At 67.6% G+C, this 21810-nt stretch carries 18 protein-coding genes and 1 pseudogene; 16 read left to right on the plus strand and 3 right to left on the minus strand.

The genetic code is table 11. The annotated features are described in order from the left end of the window. The first annotated feature begins 336 nt into the window (after positions 1–336). The 13 genes from A7X97_RS13805 to A7X97_RS13865 all read left to right on the plus strand — a co-directional run bounded on the left by A7X97_RS13805 (position 337) and on the right by A7X97_RS13865 (position 12700). The gene (locus A7X97_RS13805; protein ID WP_032953878.1) at positions 337–750 is read left to right on the plus strand and encodes a YciI family protein; all 414 of its coding nucleotides are present in this window, start codon (positions 337–339) and stop codon (positions 748–750) included. A gap of 67 nt (positions 751–817) precedes the next feature. Continuing rightward, entirely contained in the window at positions 818–1240 is a 423-nt protein-coding gene (locus tag A7X97_RS13810; protein WP_088496423.1) for a VOC family protein, read from the plus strand. 33 nt (positions 1241–1273) lie between these two features. Then, positions 1274–1684, plus strand: a complete 411-nt coding sequence (locus A7X97_RS13815) for a VOC family protein (RefSeq protein ID WP_005415091.1) — start codon at positions 1274–1276, stop codon at positions 1682–1684. A 22-nt stretch (positions 1685–1706) separates the two neighbouring features. Continuing rightward, a complete protein-coding gene (locus tag A7X97_RS13820; protein WP_111008067.1) occupies positions 1707–2063 on the plus strand; it encodes a DUF1428 domain-containing protein in 357 nt (118 codons plus the stop codon). A 45-nt stretch (positions 2064–2108) separates the two neighbouring features. Further along, positions 2109–3371 carry an RNA polymerase sigma factor gene (locus A7X97_RS13825; protein WP_111008068.1) on the plus strand — a complete coding sequence of 421 codons (1263 nt, stop codon included), beginning with the start codon at positions 2109–2111 and terminating at the stop codon, positions 3369–3371. 106 nt (positions 3372–3477) lie between these two features. Further along, complete coding sequence (locus tag A7X97_RS13830; protein ID WP_111008069.1) at positions 3478–4674, plus strand: hypothetical protein; 1197 nt, start codon at positions 3478–3480, stop codon at positions 4672–4674. Next, complete coding sequence (locus A7X97_RS13835; protein ID WP_061478618.1) at positions 4665–5765, plus strand: hypothetical protein; 1101 nt, start codon at positions 4665–4667, stop codon at positions 5763–5765. Before A7X97_RS13830 ends, A7X97_RS13835 begins: the two co-directional genes overlap by 10 nt. Positions 5766–5864: 99 nt before the next feature. Then, the gene (locus A7X97_RS13840) at positions 5865–6542 is read left to right on the plus strand and encodes a hypothetical protein (protein WP_005415096.1); all 678 of its coding nucleotides are present in this window, start codon (positions 5865–5867) and stop codon (positions 6540–6542) included. A gap of 16 nt (positions 6543–6558) precedes the next feature. Further along, complete coding sequence (locus tag A7X97_RS13845; protein WP_072167721.1) at positions 6559–8214, plus strand: CsgG/HfaB family protein; 1656 nt, start codon at positions 6559–6561, stop codon at positions 8212–8214. A gap of 248 nt (positions 8215–8462) precedes the next feature. Further along, positions 8463–10112, plus strand: coding sequence for a M28 family metallopeptidase (locus A7X97_RS13850; protein WP_072167722.1), 1650 nt, complete (start codon positions 8463–8465; stop codon positions 10110–10112). Between the two features lie 189 nt (positions 10113–10301). Then, positions 10302–11561: a sensor histidine kinase gene (locus A7X97_RS13855; protein WP_069140068.1), complete on the plus strand. Its 1260-nt coding sequence runs from the start codon at positions 10302–10304 to the stop codon at positions 11559–11561. Next, on the plus strand, positions 11551–12321 hold the full coding sequence (locus A7X97_RS13860) for a LytR/AlgR family response regulator transcription factor (protein ID WP_088496427.1): 771 nt from the start codon (positions 11551–11553) through the stop codon (positions 12319–12321). Before A7X97_RS13855 ends, A7X97_RS13860 begins: the two co-directional genes overlap by 11 nt. A 34-nt stretch (positions 12322–12355) precedes the next feature. Beyond that, positions 12356–12700: a hypothetical protein gene (locus A7X97_RS13865; protein ID WP_031270794.1), complete on the plus strand. Its 345-nt coding sequence runs from the start codon at positions 12356–12358 to the stop codon at positions 12698–12700. A gap of 39 nt (positions 12701–12739) precedes the next feature. Here the strand turns inward: A7X97_RS13865 and A7X97_RS13870 are convergent, their stop codons facing one another. Beyond that, entirely contained in the window at positions 12740–13354 is a 615-nt protein-coding gene (locus A7X97_RS13870) for a hypothetical protein (RefSeq protein WP_049411437.1), read from the minus strand. A gap of 309 nt (positions 13355–13663) precedes the next feature. Between A7X97_RS13870 and A7X97_RS13875 the strand changes: the two genes are divergently transcribed. Then, positions 13664–14593 (plus strand): oxygenase MpaB family protein, encoded by a 930-nt coding sequence (locus A7X97_RS13875; RefSeq protein ID WP_072167724.1) that lies wholly within the window; start codon positions 13664–13666, stop codon positions 14591–14593. Positions 14594–14701: 108 nt separating this feature from the next. Here A7X97_RS13875 and A7X97_RS13880 read toward each other — a convergent pair whose 3' ends face one another. Next, complete coding sequence (locus A7X97_RS13880; protein ID WP_072167725.1) at positions 14702–16813, minus strand: M13 family metallopeptidase; 2112 nt, start codon at positions 16811–16813, stop codon at positions 14702–14704. A gap of 176 nt (positions 16814–16989) precedes the next feature. On the opposite strand from A7X97_RS13880, the pseudogene A7X97_RS13885 reads away from it, so the two are divergent. Continuing rightward, positions 16990–20048: pseudogene (locus A7X97_RS13885) on the plus strand (bifunctional diguanylate cyclase/phosphodiesterase). 368 nt (positions 20049–20416) lie between these two features. Here A7X97_RS13885 and A7X97_RS13890 read toward each other — a convergent pair. Beyond that, positions 20417–21298: a LysR family transcriptional regulator gene (locus A7X97_RS13890; RefSeq protein ID WP_072167727.1), complete on the minus strand. Its 882-nt coding sequence runs from the start codon at positions 21296–21298 to the stop codon at positions 20417–20419. Positions 21299–21394: 96 nt separating this feature from the next. On the opposite strand from A7X97_RS13890, the gene A7X97_RS13895 reads away from it, so the two are divergent. Further along, positions 21395–21805, plus strand: a complete 411-nt coding sequence (locus A7X97_RS13895) for a DoxX family protein (RefSeq protein WP_061478627.1) — start codon at positions 21395–21397, stop codon at positions 21803–21805. The last annotated feature ends 5 nt before the right edge of the window (positions 21806–21810 follow it).

The raw sequence follows: 21810 nt of genomic DNA on the forward strand, positions 1-21810 counted from the left end.
CATGGGCCCGAGGCATGCCTCGGGCGGGTTGGGCACGATGCCCAACCCCGGTCTTGCCGTGTGCGCAGGACAGCGCACACGAGCAAGCCGCGGCCAAGCCCCCATGGATGGGTTTACGGCGTCCCCCGACCCGCCTACCCACCCGGCCAAAGCCATGAACCCGCGCTTTCAGCGACCACCCAAACCCACCGCGGAGGGGCTCCGCCGTTCGCCGACCTTCGCCGAAGGCGCGCTTTCCACGGAAGAAATAATTTTCAGAGGACGTGTCGATTCCCAGCCCCCTGGTTCGTTGTACCCAGTGAAGGGCACGCACCACGCGTCCCACGGGAGACCAAAATGAAAGTGATGGTGATCGTGAAGGCCAACGCCGACTCCGAAGCCGGCCGCATGCCCAGCGAACAGGAACTGTCCGAAATGGGCGCCTTCAACGAACAACTGGTGGCCGCCGGCATCATGCTGGCCGGTGAAGGCCTGCACGCCACCCAGCGCGGCCGTCGCATTCATTTCGGCGCCGGGGCACCCAAGGTCGAGGCCGGTCCGTTCGGTCCTGCCAGCGAACAGATCGCCGGCTTCTGGCTGTGGGAGGTGCGGTCGCTGGACGAGGCCGTTGAATGGGCCAGCCGTGCGCCGTTCGGCGAGGGCGGCACGCTGGAACTGCGTCCCCTGATCTCCGCAGAAGACTTTGGTGAAGCCTTCACCCCCGAATTACAGCAGCAGGAACAGCGTCTGCGTGCACAGCTGGAAGGCTGACCCGATTCCTCTCCCAACCGGGCACGCCCCGGCACTACCACCCTGAACCGCACAACGGAGTATTGCCATGAGACTGATTCCCTTCCTCGGCTTCAGCGGCCAGGCCCACGAGGCAATGGCGTTCTATGCCAAGGCACTCGGTGGCCAGGTCACCTCGGAATTGAAGTACCGCGACATGCCGCCCTCCGATGGCTCGCCGGGCTGCAACGAAATGCCGCCGGAAACCCTCGACCACGTCGCGCACAGCCAGCTCGAGATCGGCAACGCCATCCTGATGGCAGCCGACGGCCCCGGCGGAGGCGAGGGCGGCTCGACCACCATCAATGTCGATGTCGACAGCATCGAAGAAGCCGAACGCGTGTTCGCCGCGCTGGCCGAAGGTGGCCAGGTGCAGATGCCGATCGGCGAAACGTTCTGGGCACATCGCTGGGGCATGCTGATCGACCGTTACGGCAAGCCGTGGATGGTCAACTGCATGAAGCAGCCCTGATCCCGCCTCTGTCATCCACAAGGAGCTTCAACGATGAGTGCACCACAACCGCAGATGATCTTCGTCAACCTGCCCGTGCAGGACCTGGAGAAGTCCAAGGCGTTCTTCACCGCGCTGGGCTACAGCTTCAATCCGACCTACACCAACGACGACGCGGCCGGCATGGTCATCAGCGAAAGCATCTACGTGATGCTGCTGACCCAGCCCTTCTTCCAGCAGTTCACCAACAAGCCGATTGCCGACGCGCACACCCACACCGAAGTGATCAACGCACTCTCGGCACCCAGTCGCAAGGCCGTTGACGAGTTGGTGGACAAGGCCCTGGCCGCCGGCGCCAGCGAACCGCAGCCGGCGCGCGACTACGGCTTCATGTACCAGCGTGGCTTCCAGGACCTGGACGGCCATCTCTGGGAGATCGCACACATGGACGGCGAGCCGGGCTGACGGCCGCCGCAGGAGAACCCGCATGGCTTACGTGGACGCTTACGTGCTGCCGTGCCCGCAGGACAAGGTGGCGGCCTACCGCCGCCTTGCCCGCAAGGCCGGCGCGGTGTGGAAGGACCATGGCGCGCTGCAGTACATGGAATGCGTGGCCGACGATGTGGAGCCGGGCAAGAGCACCTCGTTGCCGCGCGCGGTCAAGGCGAAACCGGGCGAGACGGTGATCGTCGCCTTCGTGGTGTTCCGCTCGCGCGCGGCACGCGACCGCATCAACGCAAAGGTGATGGCCGACCCGCGACTGGCGTCGCTGGGCCCGAAGGACATGCCGTTCGATACGAAGCGCATGTTCTGGGGCGGCTTCAAGCCGATTGTTGAAGCGTGAGCTGCGGCGCTTGTGCGGGCCGGGCCTGCGTGCTGTGATCGGCGCATGCTCGAGCCCGCACTGACGCAGCGTCTGGAAACCCTCTGGCGGATGGAGTCGCCAGTGCTGATCGCGCGCCTGGCGCGGCTGCTCGGTGGCGATGTCGGCCGTGCCGAGGAACTGGCCCAGGACACCTGGCTGGCCGCGCTGGAGCGTTGGCCGGAGCAGGGCATCCCGGACAACCCCGGAGCCTGGCTGATGACCACCGCGCGCAACCGTGCCATCGATGTGCTGCGCCAGCACCAACGCGTGGCTCAGCAGCACGCGCAATGGGGCGAGGAACTGCATCCGGCGGCGCTGCCGGCACCCGATGACAGCCAGGCGCTGGAGGACGACCTGGGCGATGACCTGCTGCGGCTGATGTTCGTGGCCTGCCATCCCGTGCTGCCGGCCGATGCGCGCGTGGCGCTCACCCTGCGCCTGCTCGGTGGCCTGACCACGGTGGAGATCGCGCGCGCGTTCCTGCAGCCGGAACCGACCATCGCCCAGCGCATCGTGCGCGCCAAGCGCACCCTGACGCAGAAGCAGGTGCCCTATGAAGTGCCGCGCGCGGAGGCGATGCCGGAGCGCCTGGCCTCGGTGCTGGAGGCGATCTACCTGGTGTTCAACGAAGGCTATGCGGCCAGCGCCGGCGACGACTGGATGCGCCCGGCGCTGTGCGAGGAAGCGCTGCGGCTGGCCCGCGTCCTGGCCCATCGGTTGCCGGTGCCGCCGGTACTGGGCCTGCTGGCGCTGATGGAGCTGCAGGCCTCGCGCGCAGCGGCGCGGGTGGACGCGCAGGGCGTGCCGGTGCTGCTGGACCAGCAGAACCGCGCACGCTGGGATTGGCTGCAGATCGAACGTGGGCAGCAGGTGCTGGCGCGTGCGCTGGCCGCGGGTGGTGGCGACGATCCCTACGTGCTGCAGGCGCGCATTGCGGCCTGCCATGCAGCGGCGCGCCGCCCCGAGGATACCGATTGGCCGCGCATTGCTGCGCTCTATGCACAGCTTCTGCAGGTGCAGCCTTCGCCAGTGGTGGCATTGAACCGGGTGGTGGCGATCCTGCGCAGCGACGGTCCCTTTGCCGCCTGGGCGCAGCTGCAGCCCTTGCTGGTCGACGCGCGCCTGCGTGACTACGCGCCGCTGCAGGTGGTGCGTGGCGAGCTGTTGCAGGCACTGGGGCGCGAGCAGGATGCGCGTGACGCTTTTGGCGAGGCGGCTCGGCTCAGCCAGAACCAGGCCGAGCGTGGACTGTTGCGGCAGCGGGCGGGCCTGCCCCCCACGGACTGAGCCGACAAGGACAGCACTTGTCGCCGCGCGCCTTAGCGGCTATGTTTCGCGCCCAGCGGACGCATCAGCGCCCGCATTCCGTGCGTATTGACCGAGGAGCGGTTGGATGTATTCAAGGACGAAGAGCGCATCGCGCGCTTTTGCGCGCCTGCTTGCCTGTGCCCTGTGCCTGGCCGTATGGCCGATGGCCGTGCAGGCCGCGGACAAATCGCAGCAGGCCTATTGGGCCGGTTTTGCCTATACCGCTGACGCCGCCGCCGTGCAGGCGACCACCCCACATGCGCATGCGGTGCTGGAACGGCGTGGCCTGATCCCGCTGAACCAGACGCTGGCGCAGTCGCTCAAGCGCCGCGCACCGGCCCACCTGGAGCTGATCGACCAGCCGGTGGCGATGCTCGACGGCACCACCAGCGCCACCGTGCTGGCCGCCGCGCTGGACCGCGAACTGGTCTCGGTCGAGCCGATCGGCGACCAGTACAAGGTGCTGGTGGAAGTGGCGCTGCAGGCGTTGTTCTTCGACTTCCGCGAGCGCCAGGTGATCGCGTCCTATCCGCTGACCCTGCAGCGCATCGACGTGCAGGATTACCGACCGGACAACGACGATATCGACGCGATCGTCGCCGATCTGCTGTATGGCGGCGCCGATACCAGCCTGTCGCAGGTGCTGGCGGCCAGCCTCGCCCAGGCCAGGTTGCCCGACGCGGCGGTGCGCCGTCTGCAGGTCGGTGGTGTAACCCTGTCCGACGCGGTCCGCGCCAAGCTGCCCGACCCGAAGTGGGAAGCGCCGCTGCGCGCCACCCTCGCCCATGAACTGTCCAAGACGCTGTCGTCCAACACCGGCGTCGGGCTGCTGCCGCCGGCCTCGGGCCAGGCGATCGGTGGCGCGATGGCTGCCCGCTTTGCCGACGGCAAGGTCTACCAGCTGAAGATTCCCGAGCCCGACTACGTCATCAACCTGCAGGTCGATGCACTGAAGAGCGGTGTGATCGAGGAAACCCCGGCGATGAAGACGATGCTGTTCGGCGCCTTCTTCACCGCCAGGGTGACCGAGCCGTTCTCGGGGAAGGTCTATTTCGAACAGCCGCTGCGCAAGGGCGCCACCAAGGTGGTGCCGGCCACGCAGTGGCAGGTCGACCAGTGGTCGGCCAGCTACGAAACCCTGCTGGCCGGGCTCGACGCCTTCGCCGGCGCCGCCGCCAAGCGTGCCGATTCGCGCGCCTGGCTGGACGAACAGAAGCCGGGCGGCCGCCCGTTGCAGCAGCAGACCCAAGCCCTCCAGGAGTTGATCAAGTCATGTCGTTGATGCGTACCATCCTGCTCATCCTCATCGCGCTGGTGGTGGCCTCGCCGGTCGCTGCGCAGACCGCGAGTTCGCGCGGCACCGGCTCGGCCAGCTACGGCCTGCGCCTGAGTGCCGATACCCGTGCCCAGGCCCTGAACAAGGCCAAGGTCAATGCCCTGGAGGCGTACATCGCCGAAACCGGTGCGGCCAAGCTGCGCCTGTTCGAAGCGCGCCGCGCCGAGTTCATCGGTGAGATCGACCGCTACGTGCTCAGCGCCGTGCCGCTGTCGGACACCGAAGACAAGAAAGCCAAGACCTACACCGTCACCGTCCGTGCCGAGATCAACACCACCCTGCTGCAGACCAAGCTGGATGCGGGTTCGGCCGTGGCCGGTGCCACCGCCGCGCAGCGCTCGCTGCTGACCTTCCTGTTCATGGCGCGCTCGCAGGACACCGTGCAGTCGTTCCAGGACAAGGAATACCGCCGCGTCGACGCCAGCAGCAGCTACAGCGAGAACACCCGTGAGGGCGACAGCTTCCGCGGCAACTCGGTCAGCACCAACGGCAGCATCAACCAGAATGGTTCGGTGTCGGTCACCAGCGGCGGCAGCACCACCGCGCGCGCCGACAACATCACCTGGAAGGTGGCCAACGCCGCCGAGGTCAACACCGCGATGACCGGGGCCTTCAGCGCCGCGGGCTACGAAGTGGTTGAAGCCGAATACGTGGAAGGCGAATCGCGTGGCCTGCTCAGCATCGAGCGCATCCGCAAGGACTTCAGCACCGGCAACGACCTGGCCCCGGCCACCCTGCGTGACACCGCCAACGGCATCCGTGCGGCCAACATTCCGTACATCGCCGTCGGCACCCTCGACATCGGCATGCGCGACCGTGATCCGGCCAGTGGCAACACCCGCGTGTTCGTCACCGTCACCGGCAAGGTGCTGGATGTGACCGGTCGTTTCCCGCGCACCGTGTCGTCGGTCGGCCCGGTGCAGTTCTCCGGCACCGGCCCGAATGAAACCGTGGCCCGTACCAATGCCCTGCAGCTGGCTGCCGAAAAGGCCGCCCAGCAGATGATCAACGAACTGAACGTCAAGGCGGTCCGCTGATCCGCCGCCCCCGTGGGTGCCGAGCGCGCTCGGCATCCACCGGGGCTTACCGATTCCCCACGTGCCGCACCGCGGCCGTCTCTCCCAAAGGACTCTCACATGATCCGCAATACCGCTCTTGTCCTGGCCATCGCGGCCGCCACCCTGTCGATGCCGGCGCACGCTGGCCTGGGCAAGCTGAAGGACCTGGCCGGCGCCGCCACCGGTACCTCCAGCAGCAGCGCCTCCAGCGCCGCCGCACCGGATGAAGCCGCGCAGGAAGCACTGGTGCGTCGTTTCGTCAGCTCGCAGTCGCACTCGCTGCAGGCCCAGACCTCGTTCGCCCGTGCCTTCGGCCTGGCCGAGCAGGTGCAGCTGCTGGAAGCCGAGCGCCAGGCGCTGTCGTCGGGTTCGGTCAGCGTCGATGCGATGAAGAAGTCGGTGTCGGTCAGCGAAGCCGCTCAGGCCGCGATCGACGAGCGCCAGGCCGCGCAGCCGGAGCTGAACGCTGAATCCAAGCAGCACTATGCCGAAGGCCTGGTCTCGCTGCTGGCGTCGGCTGCCGAAGCGCAGAAGCTGGGCGGCGAAGCCAGCAACTTCACCGCCGGCATGAAGAACCTGGGCGCCACCCAGATGGCGACCGTCGGCCGCAAGCTGGCTGCCGGTGCATGGGTGGCCAAGGAATCGCCGGGCTTCATCCAGGGCCTGTACGGCTCGACCAAGTCGGCCGTGACCTTCGCCAAGAAGAGCAAGGTGAAGGTGCCGTCGAACGCCGATTCGATGCTCGACTCGATCTGATCCGAGGATCAACCCCATGCGTACGACCTCCCGTTTGATCGGCCTGGGCCTGGCTGCCGTGCTGCTTGCAGCCTGCGGCAAGCAGGACACCCCGGCCGCCGATGCGCCCACACCCGCCAAGGACAAGGCAACCAGTGCACTGGCCAGCAATGCGCCAGTGGAAGCAGCGCCCCTGCGTGGCACGCCGGATTTCGGCGGCACCACCCAGGTCGCGCGCGAGGCCGACGGCATCGGCAGCACCCCGGAACTGGCGGTGCTGGCGGCGCTGCAGTCGGCGGTGGCGCAGGTCAACGGCGTACGCGTGGCCAGCCAGATGCAGAGCCTGCGCGCAGGCCTGCATGTGGACGTGGATGATGAACACGTCGGCGATATCCGCGCCGACGCGTTCACCCAGCAGATGATCGCCGGCTCGCAGGGCGCGGTGCTGGGCTATGAAATCCTGTCGCAGGACGAAGTGCGGCAGCTGGACGAGGAAACCATCGCCCGCGTGCGCGCCAGCGATGAAGGCTGGAGCTTCAAGGGCTCGGCCTCTGCCAGCGCCTCTGGCGAAGCCACGGCCAAGGGCGGCGGTGCCTCGGCCAGCGTCAGGGAAAGCTACGACGAGAAGGTCAGCGTCGATGCCAAGCGTGGCGCAAGCTCGTTCGATTCCGACGTGACCCACCGCAGCATGCGCAGCTACTGGAAGGTACGCGTGCGTGCCCAGATCGCCCAGTACCGCGCACCGGACGAGCAGGGCAAGCCGAAGATCGTGGTCGCGCTGCCGCGTACGAAGGCCGGCAGCTATGCCGTGGGCGATGGCCGCGTGAGCGCCGATGAAGTGGCCGACGCGATCCGCGCACGCCTGTCCGACACGTTGACCCATACCCAGCGCTTCATCGTGCTGGATCGCGAGTTCGGCGACGAACTGCAGGCCGAGATCGACCACATCAACAGCGGCAACGTGCGTTTGCAGGACACTGCCCGCGTCGGCCAGCAGCTGGCGACCGACCTGATCCTGATCCCGACCATCGAACGCTTCGAGTACCCGCGCAGCGTGCGCAACCTGCGCATGTCCGACCGCCAGGTGACCTCGTATTCCGGTGGCGGCCGCATCACCCTGCGCCTGATCAACGCCACCACCGGCCAGGTGGTGATGTCCGACAGCTTCGACCACCAGTTGGCCTCGACCGGCCCGAGCACCCTGCCGCGTGTGGTCAACGGCCGCAACATGGCTGCGGCGATGATGGAATCGCTGTCCGGCCAGATCGGCACCAGCATCGTCACCACGCTGTTCCCGGTATCGGTGGTGTCGGTGGACGGTGATCAGGTGGTGCTGAGCCAGGGCGGTGACACCGTGCAGGCCGGCCAGCGCTGGCAGGCCGTGCGCCTGGGCGAGGAACTGAAGGACCCGCAGACCGGCCGTTCGCTGGGCCGCAGCGAACACCCGTGCTGCACCATCCGCATCGACCGCGTGGCTGCGCAGACCTCGTACGGCACCATCGAAGATGGCGTTGACGCGATGCGCGGCGGCTTCCGTCCGGGCCAGATCGAACTGCGCCAGAAGCTGGGCAGCAAGCCGGCTGCCGCCGCTGCTGGCGCAACGGCCTCGGCAGCACCGGCTACCGCCGCGCGCCCGGTGGCCAAGCCGAAGCCCAAACCTGCTGCCGCCCCGGCCGAAGACCCGAACTGGTAACACGCCCAAGCGACACACAGATGGGGTCAGAACCCTTTCCTGCCGGGAAAGGGATCTGACCCCTTCGTGTTTCCGTTCGTGTCGACCAAGGTCGAGACCCCACCAACAGCAGCCGGACCCACCCCGCCTACCCTCAGGAAACCAGCTTTTGCTGTTGCTTCGGCTGTTGCCGTTGTTTCGGCAGGCGCAGGGCGCAGCCCTGCCGAATCCCATTACACTCCAGAAGGATTTCCCTGCTGGAGAGAGCAATGAAACGAGTGGTACTGGGCGTGCTGGCCCTGTCGGTGTCGAGCGCACTGATGGCGGCCACCCCGAAATTCGATGGCGCGCGGATCTCCGCCGACGTCAAGGAACTGGCCTCCGACGCCTACGAAGGCCGCTCGCCGGCCACCGCCGGCGAAGAGAAGACCATCGCCTATCTCAGCAAGCAGTTCGCCGATGCCGGGCTGCAGCCGGGCGGCGACCTGAAGGACGGCAAGCGCCTGTGGACCCAGGCCGTGCCGCTGCGCAAGGGCGACATCGTCGGCACACCGCAGCTGGCGCTGCACCAGGGCGGCAAGACCGTTGCGCTGGAGCAGGGCAAGCAGATTGCCGTGCGCGCCGCCATGAACGGCGCCAGCAACGTCGACATCAGCAAGGCCCCGCTGGTGTTCCTCGGCTATGGCGTGAAAGCGCCGGAGCGCAACTGGGACGACTTCAAGGGCGTGGACCTGAAGGGCAAGATCGCCGTCGTACTGATCAACGATCCGGACTTCGAGACCGGCCAGGGTGATTTCGACGGCAAGGGCATGACCTACTACGGCCGCTGGACCTACAAGTACGAGGAAGGCGCGCGCCAGGGTGCACTGGGCGTGCTGATCGTGCACGAGACCGCACCGGCCTCCTATGGCTGGGCCACCGTGGCCGGTTCCAACACCAACACCATGTTCGACGTGGTGCGCGACAACCCGGCCGAAAGCCACCCGCTGCTGGAAGGCTGGATCCAGCGCGACCTGGCGGTGGAGCTGTTCCGCTCCGCCGGGCAGGACTTCGAGGCGCTGAAGAAGAAGGCGCAGCAGCGCGACTTCACCCCGGTGCCGCTGACCGGCGCCAGCCTGGACGCGAAGTACGCGGTGAAGACCGAAGTGATCACCTCGCACAACGTGGCCGCACGCCTGGAAGGCAGCCGCCACCCGGACGAGACGATCATCTACAGCGCGCACTGGGACCACATCGGCGTGGGCGAGCCGGACGCGCGTGGCGACCGCATCTTCAACGGCGCACTGGACAACGCCAGCGGTACCGCCTCGCTGATCGAGCTTGCCCGTGGCTTCGCCAAGGAAAAGCGCCCGGAGCGCTCGCTGCTGTTCCTGGCGGTCACCGCCGAGGAAAAGGGCCTGCTGGGGTCGGAGTACTACGCCACCCATCCGCTGTACCCGCTGGAAAAGACCGTGGCGGTGATCAACATGGACGGCATGGCGCCGTTCGGCCCGTCGCGTGACTTCGGCATCTACGGCGCCGCGCGTTTCGAGCTGCTGGACCAGCTGAAGGACGTGGCCAAGGGCTGGGATATCCGCTACACGCCGGACCCGAAGCCGGAAGCGGGCCTGTTCTTCCGCTCCGATCACTTCCCGTTCGCCAAGCGTGGCGTGCCGGCGCTGTCCTGGTCGGCCGGCCAGGACTGGGTGGACGGTGGCGTCGCCGCAGGCAAGAAAGCCTCCGAGGACTACACCGCCAAGCGTTACCACCAGCAGGGCGACGAATGGCAGCCGGACTGGGTGTTCGCCGGTGCCGCCCGCGACCTGGAAGTGCTGTACACGCTGGGCAACCAGCTGGCCAACTCCCGTGCCTGGCCGAACTGGAGCAAGGACGAGTCGTTCCGCGCCGTGCGTGACGCCAGCGCCGGCCAGCGCAAGTAAGAAGCACCGGTAGTGCCGGCCGCTGGCCGGCACTGCTGCCAGGTTTGCGGACATAACGGGATGCCGGCCAGCGGCAGGGCACTACCAGAACGGCTTCCATCCGCACTTTCCGGCCCTTCGTCGCAGGCCGCTTGCTTGCCCGGCCGGCCGCCCTATGCTCGGCTCACCCCCTTCCTCCAAGGCGCCGCCGTGTTCGCCAGCCTCTCACTCCTGTTCCGTCACCTGCTGGCCTGGGCTGCGGCGCTGTTCGTCGCTGGCATGGTCTGGAGCGGCATCTTCAGTGGCATGAACGATGGCCCGGGCTGGATTTTCGGCCTGCTGGCGATGTTCCTGATCATTTCCGCGCTGGGCAGTGCCATCACCCACATCCGCCGGGTCTGGCTGGTGGCCGGTCGCCTGGACGCCACCACCCTGTCCGGTCGCCAGCGCCGCCAGATCGAACTGCCGATGGACGCCGGCCACGCCTTCTCGGTGGTGGAGGCGGCAATCTCCGAACTACCCCGCGTGGAAGACGTGGAAAGCTCGGCCGGCAGCCTGCAGGTGCGCGCCTATGTGCGCCGGGTCGATCTCTGGAATGGCCGCCAGCCGTCGCGCTGGAACCTGCCTGCGCGGCTGGCGATCAAGCGCAACAGCGTGCTGGCAACGGTCACGCCGGGGCAGGGCACCAGCACCGTTACCCTGCTGTTCGAACCCGATGCCGGCTGGTGGGCCGACCTGCTGGCGCTGGACGAGGGCAGCAACTTCGAGAACGCTGAAGCAGTCACCCGTGCGATCAGTCGCCGCGTCGCCGACCAGCGCCGCGACGAACAGGCTGCGGCCGAACAGACCCAGGTGGAAAAGGAACTGTCGGTGGCGCGGCTGAACCTGCTGCATGCGCAGGTGGAACCGCACTTCCTCTACAACACGCTGGCCAACGCGCAGGTATTGACCCGCACCGACCCGGCACGGGCCGAGCAGATGCTCGGCCACCTGATCCAGTACCTGCGCAGCTCGTTGCCACAGGTGGACGAATCGGTGTCCACGCTGGGCGTGGAGCTGGAACGCACCCGCGCCTACCTGGAGATCCTGCGCATCCGCATGGGCGCACGGCTGGCGGTGGAAGTGCAGGTGCCCAGCGAACTGCATGGCGTGCACCTGCCGGCGATGGCGCTGCAGACGCTGGTGGAAAACGCGATCAAGCATGGCCTTGAACCCAAGCCCGGCGGAGGCACGATCTGGATCCTGGCGCGCGGCTTCGATGACCACGTGACGGTGACCGTGGCCGACGATGGGCTCGGCTTCGGCCAGGGCACCAGTGGTACCGGCATCGGCCTGAAGAACCTGCGCGAGCGCCTGCGCCTGACCTGTGGTGAGCAGGCCGGCGTGGCGATCGTCGCCAACTTCCCCAGTGGCGTGGCAGCGACCATGACCCTGCCGCAGTCGCACAAGGAGCGCAGCCATGCCGCTTGAGGCACTGATCGCTGAAGACGAAGAACTGCTGCGGCAGTCGCTGGTGGAGCAACTTCGCCGGCTGTGGCCGGACCTGAAGCTGGTGGCCGAGTGCGAGGACGGCGCCAGCGCGCTGGAGCAGCTGGCCGAGAAGCAGCCGGACATCGCCTTTCTCGATATCCGCATGCCTGGCATCAGCGGCATCGAGGTGGCACGCGCGCTGTCCGAGCTGAGCCCGCGCACCCAGGTAGTGTTCGTCACCGCCTACGACCAGTACGCCATCGATGCGTTCGAGCAGGGCGCGATGGATTACCTGTTGAAGCCGGTCAGCGACGAGCGCCTGCTGGCCACCCGCGAACGCATCCTGTCGCGGCTGCCATCGACGCGCCAGGACGATGCCGTGCTCGAGCGCCTGCTGCAGCGGCTGGGCCCGTCGCAGGGCGCGGCCGAGCGCCCGCCACTGGCCTGGATCACCGCCAGCAATGGGCGCGAGACGCAGCTGATCATGCTGGAAGACGTGGCGTACTTCCGCGCGGACAACAAGTACACGACCGTGGTCACCGCCAGCGGCGAAAGCCTGCTGCGCACGCCATTGCGCGAGCTGCTGGAAGTGCTCGATGCGCAGCACTTCCGCCAGATCCATCGTTCGACCATCGTCAACATGAAGGCAGTGGCGGCGGTCAGCCGCGACGATACCGGGCGCGGCGTGCTGCGCCTGCGCGGGCGGACGGAGACGCTGGTGGTCAGCCAGCCGTTCATGAGCCTGTTCCGCGGCATGTAGCCGCAGCCGCATCCCCCTGCACCGAGGAATGAACATGTCCCGTCTGCTGATTGCGTGCGTTGCCGTGCTGGCACTGGCCGGCTGCGAAAAATCCCGCAACACCTCGATCACCCGCACCCATGCCAACGGCGTGGACACGTTGTACAGCAAGAGTACGGTGGTCGATGGCGAGGCGCGCTTTCAGTGCATTGCCAGCAGCAGTGGCCACTGCCATTACCTGGTGCTGGACCCAGCGTGCAGCACCGATGCCGCGTGCACCACACCGCCGCTGCGCCGGTTTGCCGTTGCAGCAGGCAAGACCGAGGCCATGCGTGGGCTACCCGACGGCTTCCGCCAGTGCGTCAGCCAGGACCCGATAGAACACTGCCACCGTGAGTGATCACGGTGGCAGTGTGGGTCCCCCCGCTTCCCTGAAGGCTCAGTAGGCAGGTTGCAGTGTCAGGTCGTGATGGTGCTCGGTCTCGCCCACATGGTTGAGGCGGCCGACCAGTTCGGAGTGCTGCTTCATCCGGCCGATCTCGGTCATGATGCGGATGTCCTCGTGGCGCAGTTCGCGCCTGGCGGTGACCGCCTGCTTATAGTCCAGCACTTCCGGGTAGTGCTCGGCCAGGTCCAGCGCCTCGGCCACGTGCTCCACGCTGTCGGCCTTGGAACTGATGCGGGCGCGGCTGTTGAACGCCTTCATCCAGCGCTCGAAGCCGGCCTGCTGATCGAACATGTTGGCCATGAACCAGATCACGAACAGGATCGAGACCCACGAGCCGAACACGATCACCACGCGGGTGAAGGTGATATGGAAGTCGTCGCGCCACAGGTAGTTGGCGATCAGGCCCAGGATCAGCAGCGAGGCCGCCTGCCAGCCGACGATCGAGGCGATCAGCCACTGGCACTTGGCCTGGGCCAGCACAGCCACTTCATCGCGGATCTGCTGCTCGCTGAGGTTGCGCCAGTGCGCCACCTGTTTGTCGAACGGGCTGCTGTAGAGCTCGTTGTCGCGAAGCAGAATTCCCAAACCCTTGAACAAGGCAATCATGGCTGGCTCCTTGTGGAACGTGCGTCGATCAGCATTGGACGGTGTGGCGGATCCAGTTCTAGCACTTCCAGCGAGCCGTGCAATGGGGGCAATGCCAAGCGGCGCAAGGGTTTGACCGGCGGGAGTGAAAATTGATGCAATGCAGCAGCGCAGTCACGGCCTGCGACAGGATGTCGCAGGGTGAAACGTGCTGCGGCCGCACATGAAACCGTCGCTGAGCGGGGAGGCTCGCCGCCGGAGGCGTGATCGCCGAGAATCGGAGCCAACCGCGCAAGACGCGACTGTTCTTCCGCCTCTCCTGGACCTGTGATGCCGGCTTTGCTGCAGCGACTCTCCCGCCCCGTCACGGCGCCGATCCGACGCTGGGTACTGGACGCCTTCCCGCGCGGCCAGAGTGGTATCGACTACGACCATCCGCAGGGCGACCCGGGCTGGTTCGGGCCGGACAGCGTCACCTGGCGGCTGCACGCCGAATTTCCCTCGATGCTCGCCGGTGGCCTGTGCGCGCTGATGCTGCAGACCCTGCACCCACGCGCGCTGGCCGGGGTCTATGACCACTCCAATTTCCGCCAGGACCTGGTGGGTCGGCTGCGCCGCACCACCGCCTTCGTCGCCGGCACCAGCTATGCGCCCAGCGGCGAGGTGGAGGCGCTGGTGGCCAGGGTGCGCCGCATCCATGCGCAGATCCGCGGCCAGACCGCGCAGGGCGAGCCCTACGCCGCCGACGATCCGCAGTTGCTGACCTGGGTGCACGTGACCGAAGCCTTCGGTTTCCTGCAGGGGTTCCGACGCTACGGGCGCGAGGTGCCGGCGCACATCGCCGATCGCTATTACGACGAGTACCGTTGCGTGGCCGAGGCACTGGGCGCGGTGGATGTGCCGCGCAGCGAAGCGGAAGTGGCGGCGTACTTCTGTGCACGTCAGCCGGAGCTGCGTGTGGATGAGCGCTCGCGCGAGGTGCTGGAGGTGCTGTCCGGCGTGCGCCTGCCGGTACCGGTGCCGGGGCTGTCGCGCGAGGTGTTCCTCGGTGCGGGCGCGGCGCTGCTGCCGGACTGGGCCGAAGGCATGCTTGCACGCAGTGGCCGTCAGCGCGCCCAGGCTGCGGCGTCTGCGAAGCTGATGCAGGGCATGGCGCCGCTGTTCCGCCGTGCGCTGCCCGACGGCCTCGCCAGCCGCGCCTGTGCACGCATGGGCGCGCCGGTGGAGATCCTGCGCGAGTGGCCCGCGGTTGCCTGGTAGGTGCCAACCTTGGTTGGCACGCTTTTCGCGGTGCCGCGGAAGCGCCAACCAAGGTTGGCAGCTACCCGCAAGTGAAACGGGCGCCTTGCGGCGCCCGTTCCGGTTACATCACCACACCTTGACCCGCTTGTCCGGGGCCAGGTACAGCTTCTGGCCTTCCTTCACCTCGAACGCCGGGTACCAGGCGTCGATGTTGCGCACGGTCAGTGCGCGGAACTGGCCCGGTGCATGCACATCGGTCAGCAGCGAGTTGCGCAGCGCCTGCTCGCGGCTCTTGCTGCGCCACGCCTGGGCGAAGCCGAGGAAGAAGCGCTGGTCCGGGGTAAAGCCTTCCAGGGTCTGGCCCGGCTTGCCCTGCAGCGACAGCTGGTAGGCATCGTAGGCGGTGCCCAGGCCGGCCACGTCGGCAATGTTCTCGCCCAGGGTCAGCTTGCCGTTCACATGCACGCCGGGGAACGGCTCGTAGCTGCTGAACTGCGCGGCCAGCGCATCACCGGCGGCGTTGAACTGCTTCAGGTCCTCGGCGGTCCACCAGTTGTGCAGCTTGCCGGTTTCATCGAACAGCGCGCCGGCGTTGTCGAAGCCATGGCTGATCTCGTGGCCGATCACCGCGCCGATCGCACCGTAGTTCACCGCGTCGTCGGCGGCGCCGTCGAAGAACGGCGGCTGCAGGATCGCGGCCGGGAACACCAGGCGATTCTCCAGCGGTACGTTCATCGCGTTGATGGTCTGCGGCAGCATCGCCCACTCGCTGTGGTCGACCGGCTTGCCCAGCTTGGCGATGTTGCGCTGGTACTCGAACAGCTCGGCGCGCTGCGCATTGCCCAGCGGGTCATCACGGCGGATCTCAAGGCCGGTGTAGTCGCGCCACTTTTCCGGATAGCCCATGCCCACGGTCAGGCCGGCCACCTTCGCCTTGGCGCTCGCCTTGGTCTGCGGGGACATCCACGCCAACGCGTCGATGCGCTTGGCGAAGGCGGCGATGATGTTCTTGGCCATCTCGTCCGCGCGTTCCTTGGTCTTCGCGTCGAAGTGCTTCTCGACATAGCGCTTGCCGATCGCTTCGCCGACGGCATGGTTGGCATCATCCACGGCGCGCTTCCAGCGGTCGCTCTGCTGCGGCGTGCCGCTCAGCGCGGTGCCATGGAAGGCGAAGCGGGCATCGGCGAACTTCTTCGGCAGGTAGGCGGCGGCACGGTCCAGCGCGTGGAAGGCCAGGTAGTCCTTCCACACCTCCAGTGGCTCGGTGGCGACCAGCCTGGACAGGCCGGCCACGGCCTTGGGCTGCCACACGATGAAGTCCTGCTGCTTGCCCAGCGCGGCCGCGTCGAGGAAGGCGTTCCAGTCCATGCCGGGCGCCTTGGCATTGAAGTCGGCCTGGGTCCACGGATTGGCACCCTTGGTCACATCATTGGTTTCTTCCTGGGTGGCATGCGCCTGCGCGATCTTCGTTTCCAGTGCCAGGATGCGCTGCGCCTTGCCGGCCGGATCGGCCACACCGGCCAGCTGCAGCATCTGCGCGATGTAGGCCTGGTACTGCTTGCGCAGCTCGGCCATGCGGCCGCCGCCCAGGTAGAAATCGCGGTCGGGCATGCCCAGCCCGCCCTGCACCAAGTACGGCGCGGTGCGGTCCGGCTGCAGCAGGTCCACCGACACCCACAGGCCGAACAGGCGGTCGGTGTAGAAGTTGGTGGCATTGAGCAGGTCGACGTCGGCGCGCAGGTCGCCGCCGAGGGCGCGGGCCAGCCCGGCCTTGTCGGCGATCGCATCGATCGCCTTCAGCTGCGGCTCCACGGGTGCAACGCCGCGCTGCTCGATGCCGGCTTCGTCCATGTAGGCAGCGTAGTAGTCGCCGATCAGCTTGTCGTCACCGCTGGCCTTGGTGTTGCCGGCCGCCCCTTCAAGGATGGCGCGGGTGTCGGCCAGGGTCTTCTCGGCAATGACGTTGAAGCTGCCGAAGCGCGAGCGGTCGGCCGGAATCTCGGTGTTCTTCACCCAGGTGCCATTGGCGAAGCCGAAGAAGTCGTCGCCGGCGGCGATGCTGCGATCCATGCCGCTGGCATCGAAGCCGAAACTGCCTAGCATCGGCTTGGCCGCAGCGGGGGCGGCATCGGCCGGCGCGGTGGCACCGGCGGCCGGTTCGGCCGGGCGGTCACAGGCGGCCAGGGACAGGCTGGCAACGATGGCCAGCGCCAGGGTGGGACGGCGCAGCTTGGACATGGACTTCTCTTGCAGCGGAAAACCCCAAGTCTAATCCGCTCCGGCGCCACTGGCCGCGTCCTTGCGCCGCCCGTCCTGTGCAGGATCTGGCTGAACGCGCAGACGCGATCTTCACGCCGTCACCGGGGTGGTGCATGCTGGACCCTGGAGCCCTGCGCGGACACGGGGAGGTGGCCATGCGGGGGCGGGTCAGGCGTCAAGAATGGCGTCCACCGGCCGTTGAGGTCGGGGACGTGGAGGATTCGTTCGCGCATGAAGCCAGCCGACTGCACAAGGAACACCCGCCGATGCCCGCGCTGAAACGCGCGTTGGCCCGCCCGCTGCGCGCCATTACCTGGGGCGGAGTGCTGCTGGGCGTGCTGCTGGTAACCGGCCTGACCCTCATGCTGGTCAATGACTACCACCGCCGCCTGGAAGCGGCACAGCGGCAGAGCCGGGCGCTGGCGGTGGGCAGCGAGCGCCTGCTGGCGCTGGAACTGCGCAACCTGGAGCGCGCCATGTCCGGCATCGCCGCCGACGCCGCCGAGCTGTTCCGCAGCGTGCCTGCGCAGGCGCCGGCCTTGATGGATGCCTCCATCGGCGGGGTGCTGGGCCGGCATGCCGAACTGCACAGCATCGCCGTGCTCGACCGCCATGGCCGACCGTTGACGGCCGGCGAGGGCGACCTGCAGCTGCCGCTGTGGACCGACCCGCAGCGTCGTGGCCAGGGCAGCGCCCTGTACATCGGCCCGCCGCAGCGGGCCAGCGATGGCGGTTGGGTGGTGCCGTTGGCGCTGCCGATGGCCGGCGAACGCTGGCTGCTGGCACGGCTGCGCTGTGGCGAACTGCAACGCATCGTCGGCGGCCTCGATGTCGGCCCCAACGGACTGGTCTCGATCAGCGATGCCGAGGGTTACATGCTGGCCCGCGTGCCTGATCCGCACGGCACGGTGGGCCGCCGCTACGGCCTGCCGCGCCGTGACCTGCTCGGCACGCAGGCGGTGGTCGAGCTGGGCAGCGTGCCGGGTGTGGTCGACGGCGTACCGCGCATCATGACCATCAGCACGCTGGAACACAGCCCGCTGGCGGTGCAGGTCGGCCTGGCCGACGAAGACGTACTGGCGCCGTGGTGGCCGTACCTGCAGGCGTCGGTGGCGATCGTACTGGCTTACATCGCGGTGTTGCTGGTGCTGCTGTACGCCGTGCGGCGCAGCACCCGCAGCCAGCAGGCGATGGCCGAGGAGCTGAAAACAGGCCACGCCGAGCTGCGTCTTGCGCACCAGGTCGGTCGTGTCTGTACCTGGTACGTGGATGAGGACGCCGCATTGCTGCGCTGGTCGCCGCTGGCGCGCGAGATTTTTGGCGTGCAGACCGATGCGCTGTCGGTGGCCGATTTCTTCGCACGCGTGCACCGCGACGATGCCGCGCGCCTGCAGCATGCCTTTGACCAGGCATTCGCCGGCGGCGCCGTGCTCGACCAGGTGTTCCGCCTGGTATTGCCCGGGGGCGAGGTGCGCTGGGTGGGCGCGCGTGGGCAGCGGGTGGAAGTGGCCGACAGCGAGCGGCGCATGATCGGCGCGCTGACCGACCTGAGCGAGCGTTACCAGGCGCGCGAGCAGGTGAGCGAAGTGGAACGGCGCTTCCGGCTGCTGTTCGACCGCAATCCTGCACCGTTCTGGGTGTTCGACCCGGATACGCTGCGCTTCATCGAGGTCAACGACGCTGCGGTGCGCCAGTACGGCTACAGCCGCGACGAGTTCCTGGCGATGAGCATCCTCGACATCCGCCCGCGCGAAGGCTGGGACGAGGTGCGTGGTGCCATCCAGCGCGCACAGGTGGGCGATCCTCCGGACGCGACCGTGCGCCTGCACCGGCGCAAGGACGGTAGTGTGTTCGAGGTGCGCGCACACCTGTCCAAACTCGATTTCGATGGACAGCCGGCGTGCCTCGTGCTGGCCGAGGATGTCAGCGAAAGGCTGGCCTACGAGCGCGACCTGGCCTATCGGGCACGGCACAACCCGGCCACTGGCCTGCTCAACGTGCGCGCCCTGACCGAACAGCTGGACGAGCAGCAGCAGGGCTACACCATCGCCTTCGTGCAGTTGCGTGGCCTGCAGCTTGTGGCCGATACGCTGGGCCGCGAGATCGGCGATGCGGTCCTGCAGTCGATGGCGACCCGGCTCGGTGGACTGGGGGCGCGTTGCGGCACGCTGGCATTCCAGCCGGCGGAAGACTTCGTGTTCGCGATCGGGGCCGAGTACGATACCCAGCGCGTGCTGGATGACCTGCTGCAGATCGTGTCAGCGCCGATGCGTGGCAAGGATTCGCTGCACCAGTTCGAACCGCGCATCGGTGTGGCCGTACTGCCGGTGACGGCCACAGCGCCGAGCAGGTGATCGGCATGGCCGCACAGGCCGCGCACGCGGCGCGTGCCGAGGGCAACGTGGTGGTCTGGTTCGATGCGGCAGTGACCACGCGGCTGGCCGACCGCCTGCGCCTGGCCGGGCGCATCCACGCCGCCATCGACAACGAGTTCCAGCTGTATTTCCAGCCCATCCGGCATGCCAGCGATGGCAGCCCGGCCGCGCTGGAGGCACTGCTGCGCTGGCCGCAGGCCGATGGCAGCTTCATCCCGCCCAACGAGTTCATCCAGCTGTGCGAGGACACCGGGTTGATCCTGGCACTGGGCCGCTGGGTGATCCGCGCCGCGGCGAAGGCACAGCGCCGGTTGGTCGAGGCCGGTTGGGGCGAGCTGCCGATCGCGGTCAACGTGTCGGCAGTGCAGTTCTTCAACAGCGACCTGGTGGCCGAATTCACCCGCGTCCAGCAGGAGTTCGGACTGGCTCGCGGCGCACTGCACGTGGAGCTGACCGAGAGCAGCCTGATGCGCAAGCCGGCGCAGGCGATGCAGACCATGCAACGCCTGCACGAGCAGGGCATCCGCGTGTCGCTGGATGATTTCGGCACCGGCTATTCCAGCATGTCCTACCTGCAACACCTGCCGCTGGACATCCTGAAGATCGATCGCAGTTTCGTCGCCGACGTGGAAACCAATCCGCGCAACGCCTCGATCTGCCGCGCATTGCTGTCGCTCGGCCACAGCATGGGCCTGACCATCATCGCCGAGGGCGTTGAAACGCCGGGGCAGCTGGACTGGCTGGCCGCGCACGGCTGCGACCAGGTGCAGGGCTACCTGCTGGGGCGGCCGGCGCCGCTGGAGCGGATCATCGACGCGCTGGATGAAGTCCCTGCCTGATCGGGGCTTCGTATTTGCCGGCCAGCGGCCGGCACTACCCGACCGAAACATTACGGATTTTCGTATTTGCCGGCCAGCGGCCAGCACACCCGACTGAAGCATGACGGTAGTGCCGGTCGCTGGCCGGCAGGCGCCCGACCGAAGCATGACGGTAGTGCCGGCCGCTGGCCGGCAGGCATCCGACCGAAGCATGACGGTAGTGCCGGCCGCTGGCCGGCAGGCATCCGACCGAAGCATGACGGTAGTGCCGGCCGCTGGCCGGCAGGCGCCCGACTGAAGCATGACGGTAGTGCCGGTCGCTGGCCGGCAAGCATCAGACGGAAGCATGACGGTAGTGCCGGCCGCTGGCCGGCAAGCGCGAGACTCGGCTACACCCCGGCCTCCACCAGGTGGTTGATGAAACTGCGCACCTTCGGCGCCAGGTGGCTACGGCTGGCATACACCGCGAAGATGCCGATCGGCGAGGCCTCCCATTCCGGTAGCACGCGCACCAGGCGGCCATCGGCCAGCGCGTCTTTCAGCAGGAAGTCGGGTTGCAGGATCACACCCATGCCGGCGATCGCCGCTTCGCGCAGCACGTCGCCGTTGTTGGCGTGCAGCAGGCTGTTCACCGCCACCTTCACTTCACCGCCGGGTCCCTGCAGCGGCCAGTGGTCGCCAGCGGCCCAGTAGCTGTAGCTCAGGCACGCGTGATCCTGCAGGTCCTGCGGCGTCTGTGGGGTGCCGCGTGCAGCCAGGTAGGACGGCGCCGCGCACAGGCTCACCCGCGATTCGCCCAGCCGGCGCGCGATCAGCGCCGGGCTCGGCTCGCGGGTGATGCGGATGGCCACGTCGTAGCCTTCCTCGACCATGTCCACCAGGCGGTCGGACAGGGCCAGGTCCAGTTCCACCTGCGGGAAGCGCTCGCGGTAGCTGGCCAGCAACGGGCCAAGGCGGGCGATGCCCCAGCTGACCGGTGCGTTGATGCGCAGCGTGCCGGAGGGTTCCAGCGCCTGCGCGCCGATGCTGGCCTCCAGCGCGTCGAACTCGGCCAGCAGGCGCACGCACTGGGCGTAGTAGGCGGCGCCGGTGCTGGTGGGGCTGACCCGCCGGGTGGTGCGGTGGAGCAGGCGGGTGGACAGGCGCTTTTCCAGTGCCGCGACCTGGCGGGTGACGCCGGCGGTCGACATGTCCAGGGCCTGCGCGGCGGCACTGAAGCCGTTGCGCTCGACCACCGCTACGAACACGCGCATCGCCTCGAGGGTGTCCATTGTTGCGCCTTCTGAAATAAATAAGGTCAAACGATCGTATTTATCGTCTCATGAAGGCGCAATAACCTGTCTCCACTCCCGTCAAGGTGCTTTGCCATGCACACCACGACCGCTCCTGTCTCGCCGCTGGCCCCGTACGGTGCCACCCTGCTGCGCCTGGCCCTGGGCGTGCTGTTCCTGGTCCATGCGCTGATCAAGCTGCTGGTATTCACCCCGGCCGGTACGGCGGCATTTTTCGAATCGCTGGGCCTGCCCGGCGTGCTGGCTTACCTCACCATCGGCGCCGAGCTGGTGATCACCACTGCGCTGCTGCTGGGCATCTACGCGCGCTGGGTGGGCCTGGCCGGCGTCCCGTTGCTGCTGGGCACCATCGTCACCGTGCACGGCGCCAACGGCTTCGGTTTCGCCAATGCCGGCGGCGGCTGGGAATACCCGGCGTTCTGGGCATTGGCGCTGGTGGTGCTGTTCCTGGTCGGCGACGGCAAGTGGACCCTGCGTTCGCGCTGATCGCC

Origin of the sequence: Stenotrophomonas sepilia, assembly GCF_003244875.1 — a bacterium.
Lineage (GTDB): Bacteria > Pseudomonadota > Gammaproteobacteria > Xanthomonadales > Xanthomonadaceae > Stenotrophomonas > Stenotrophomonas sepilia.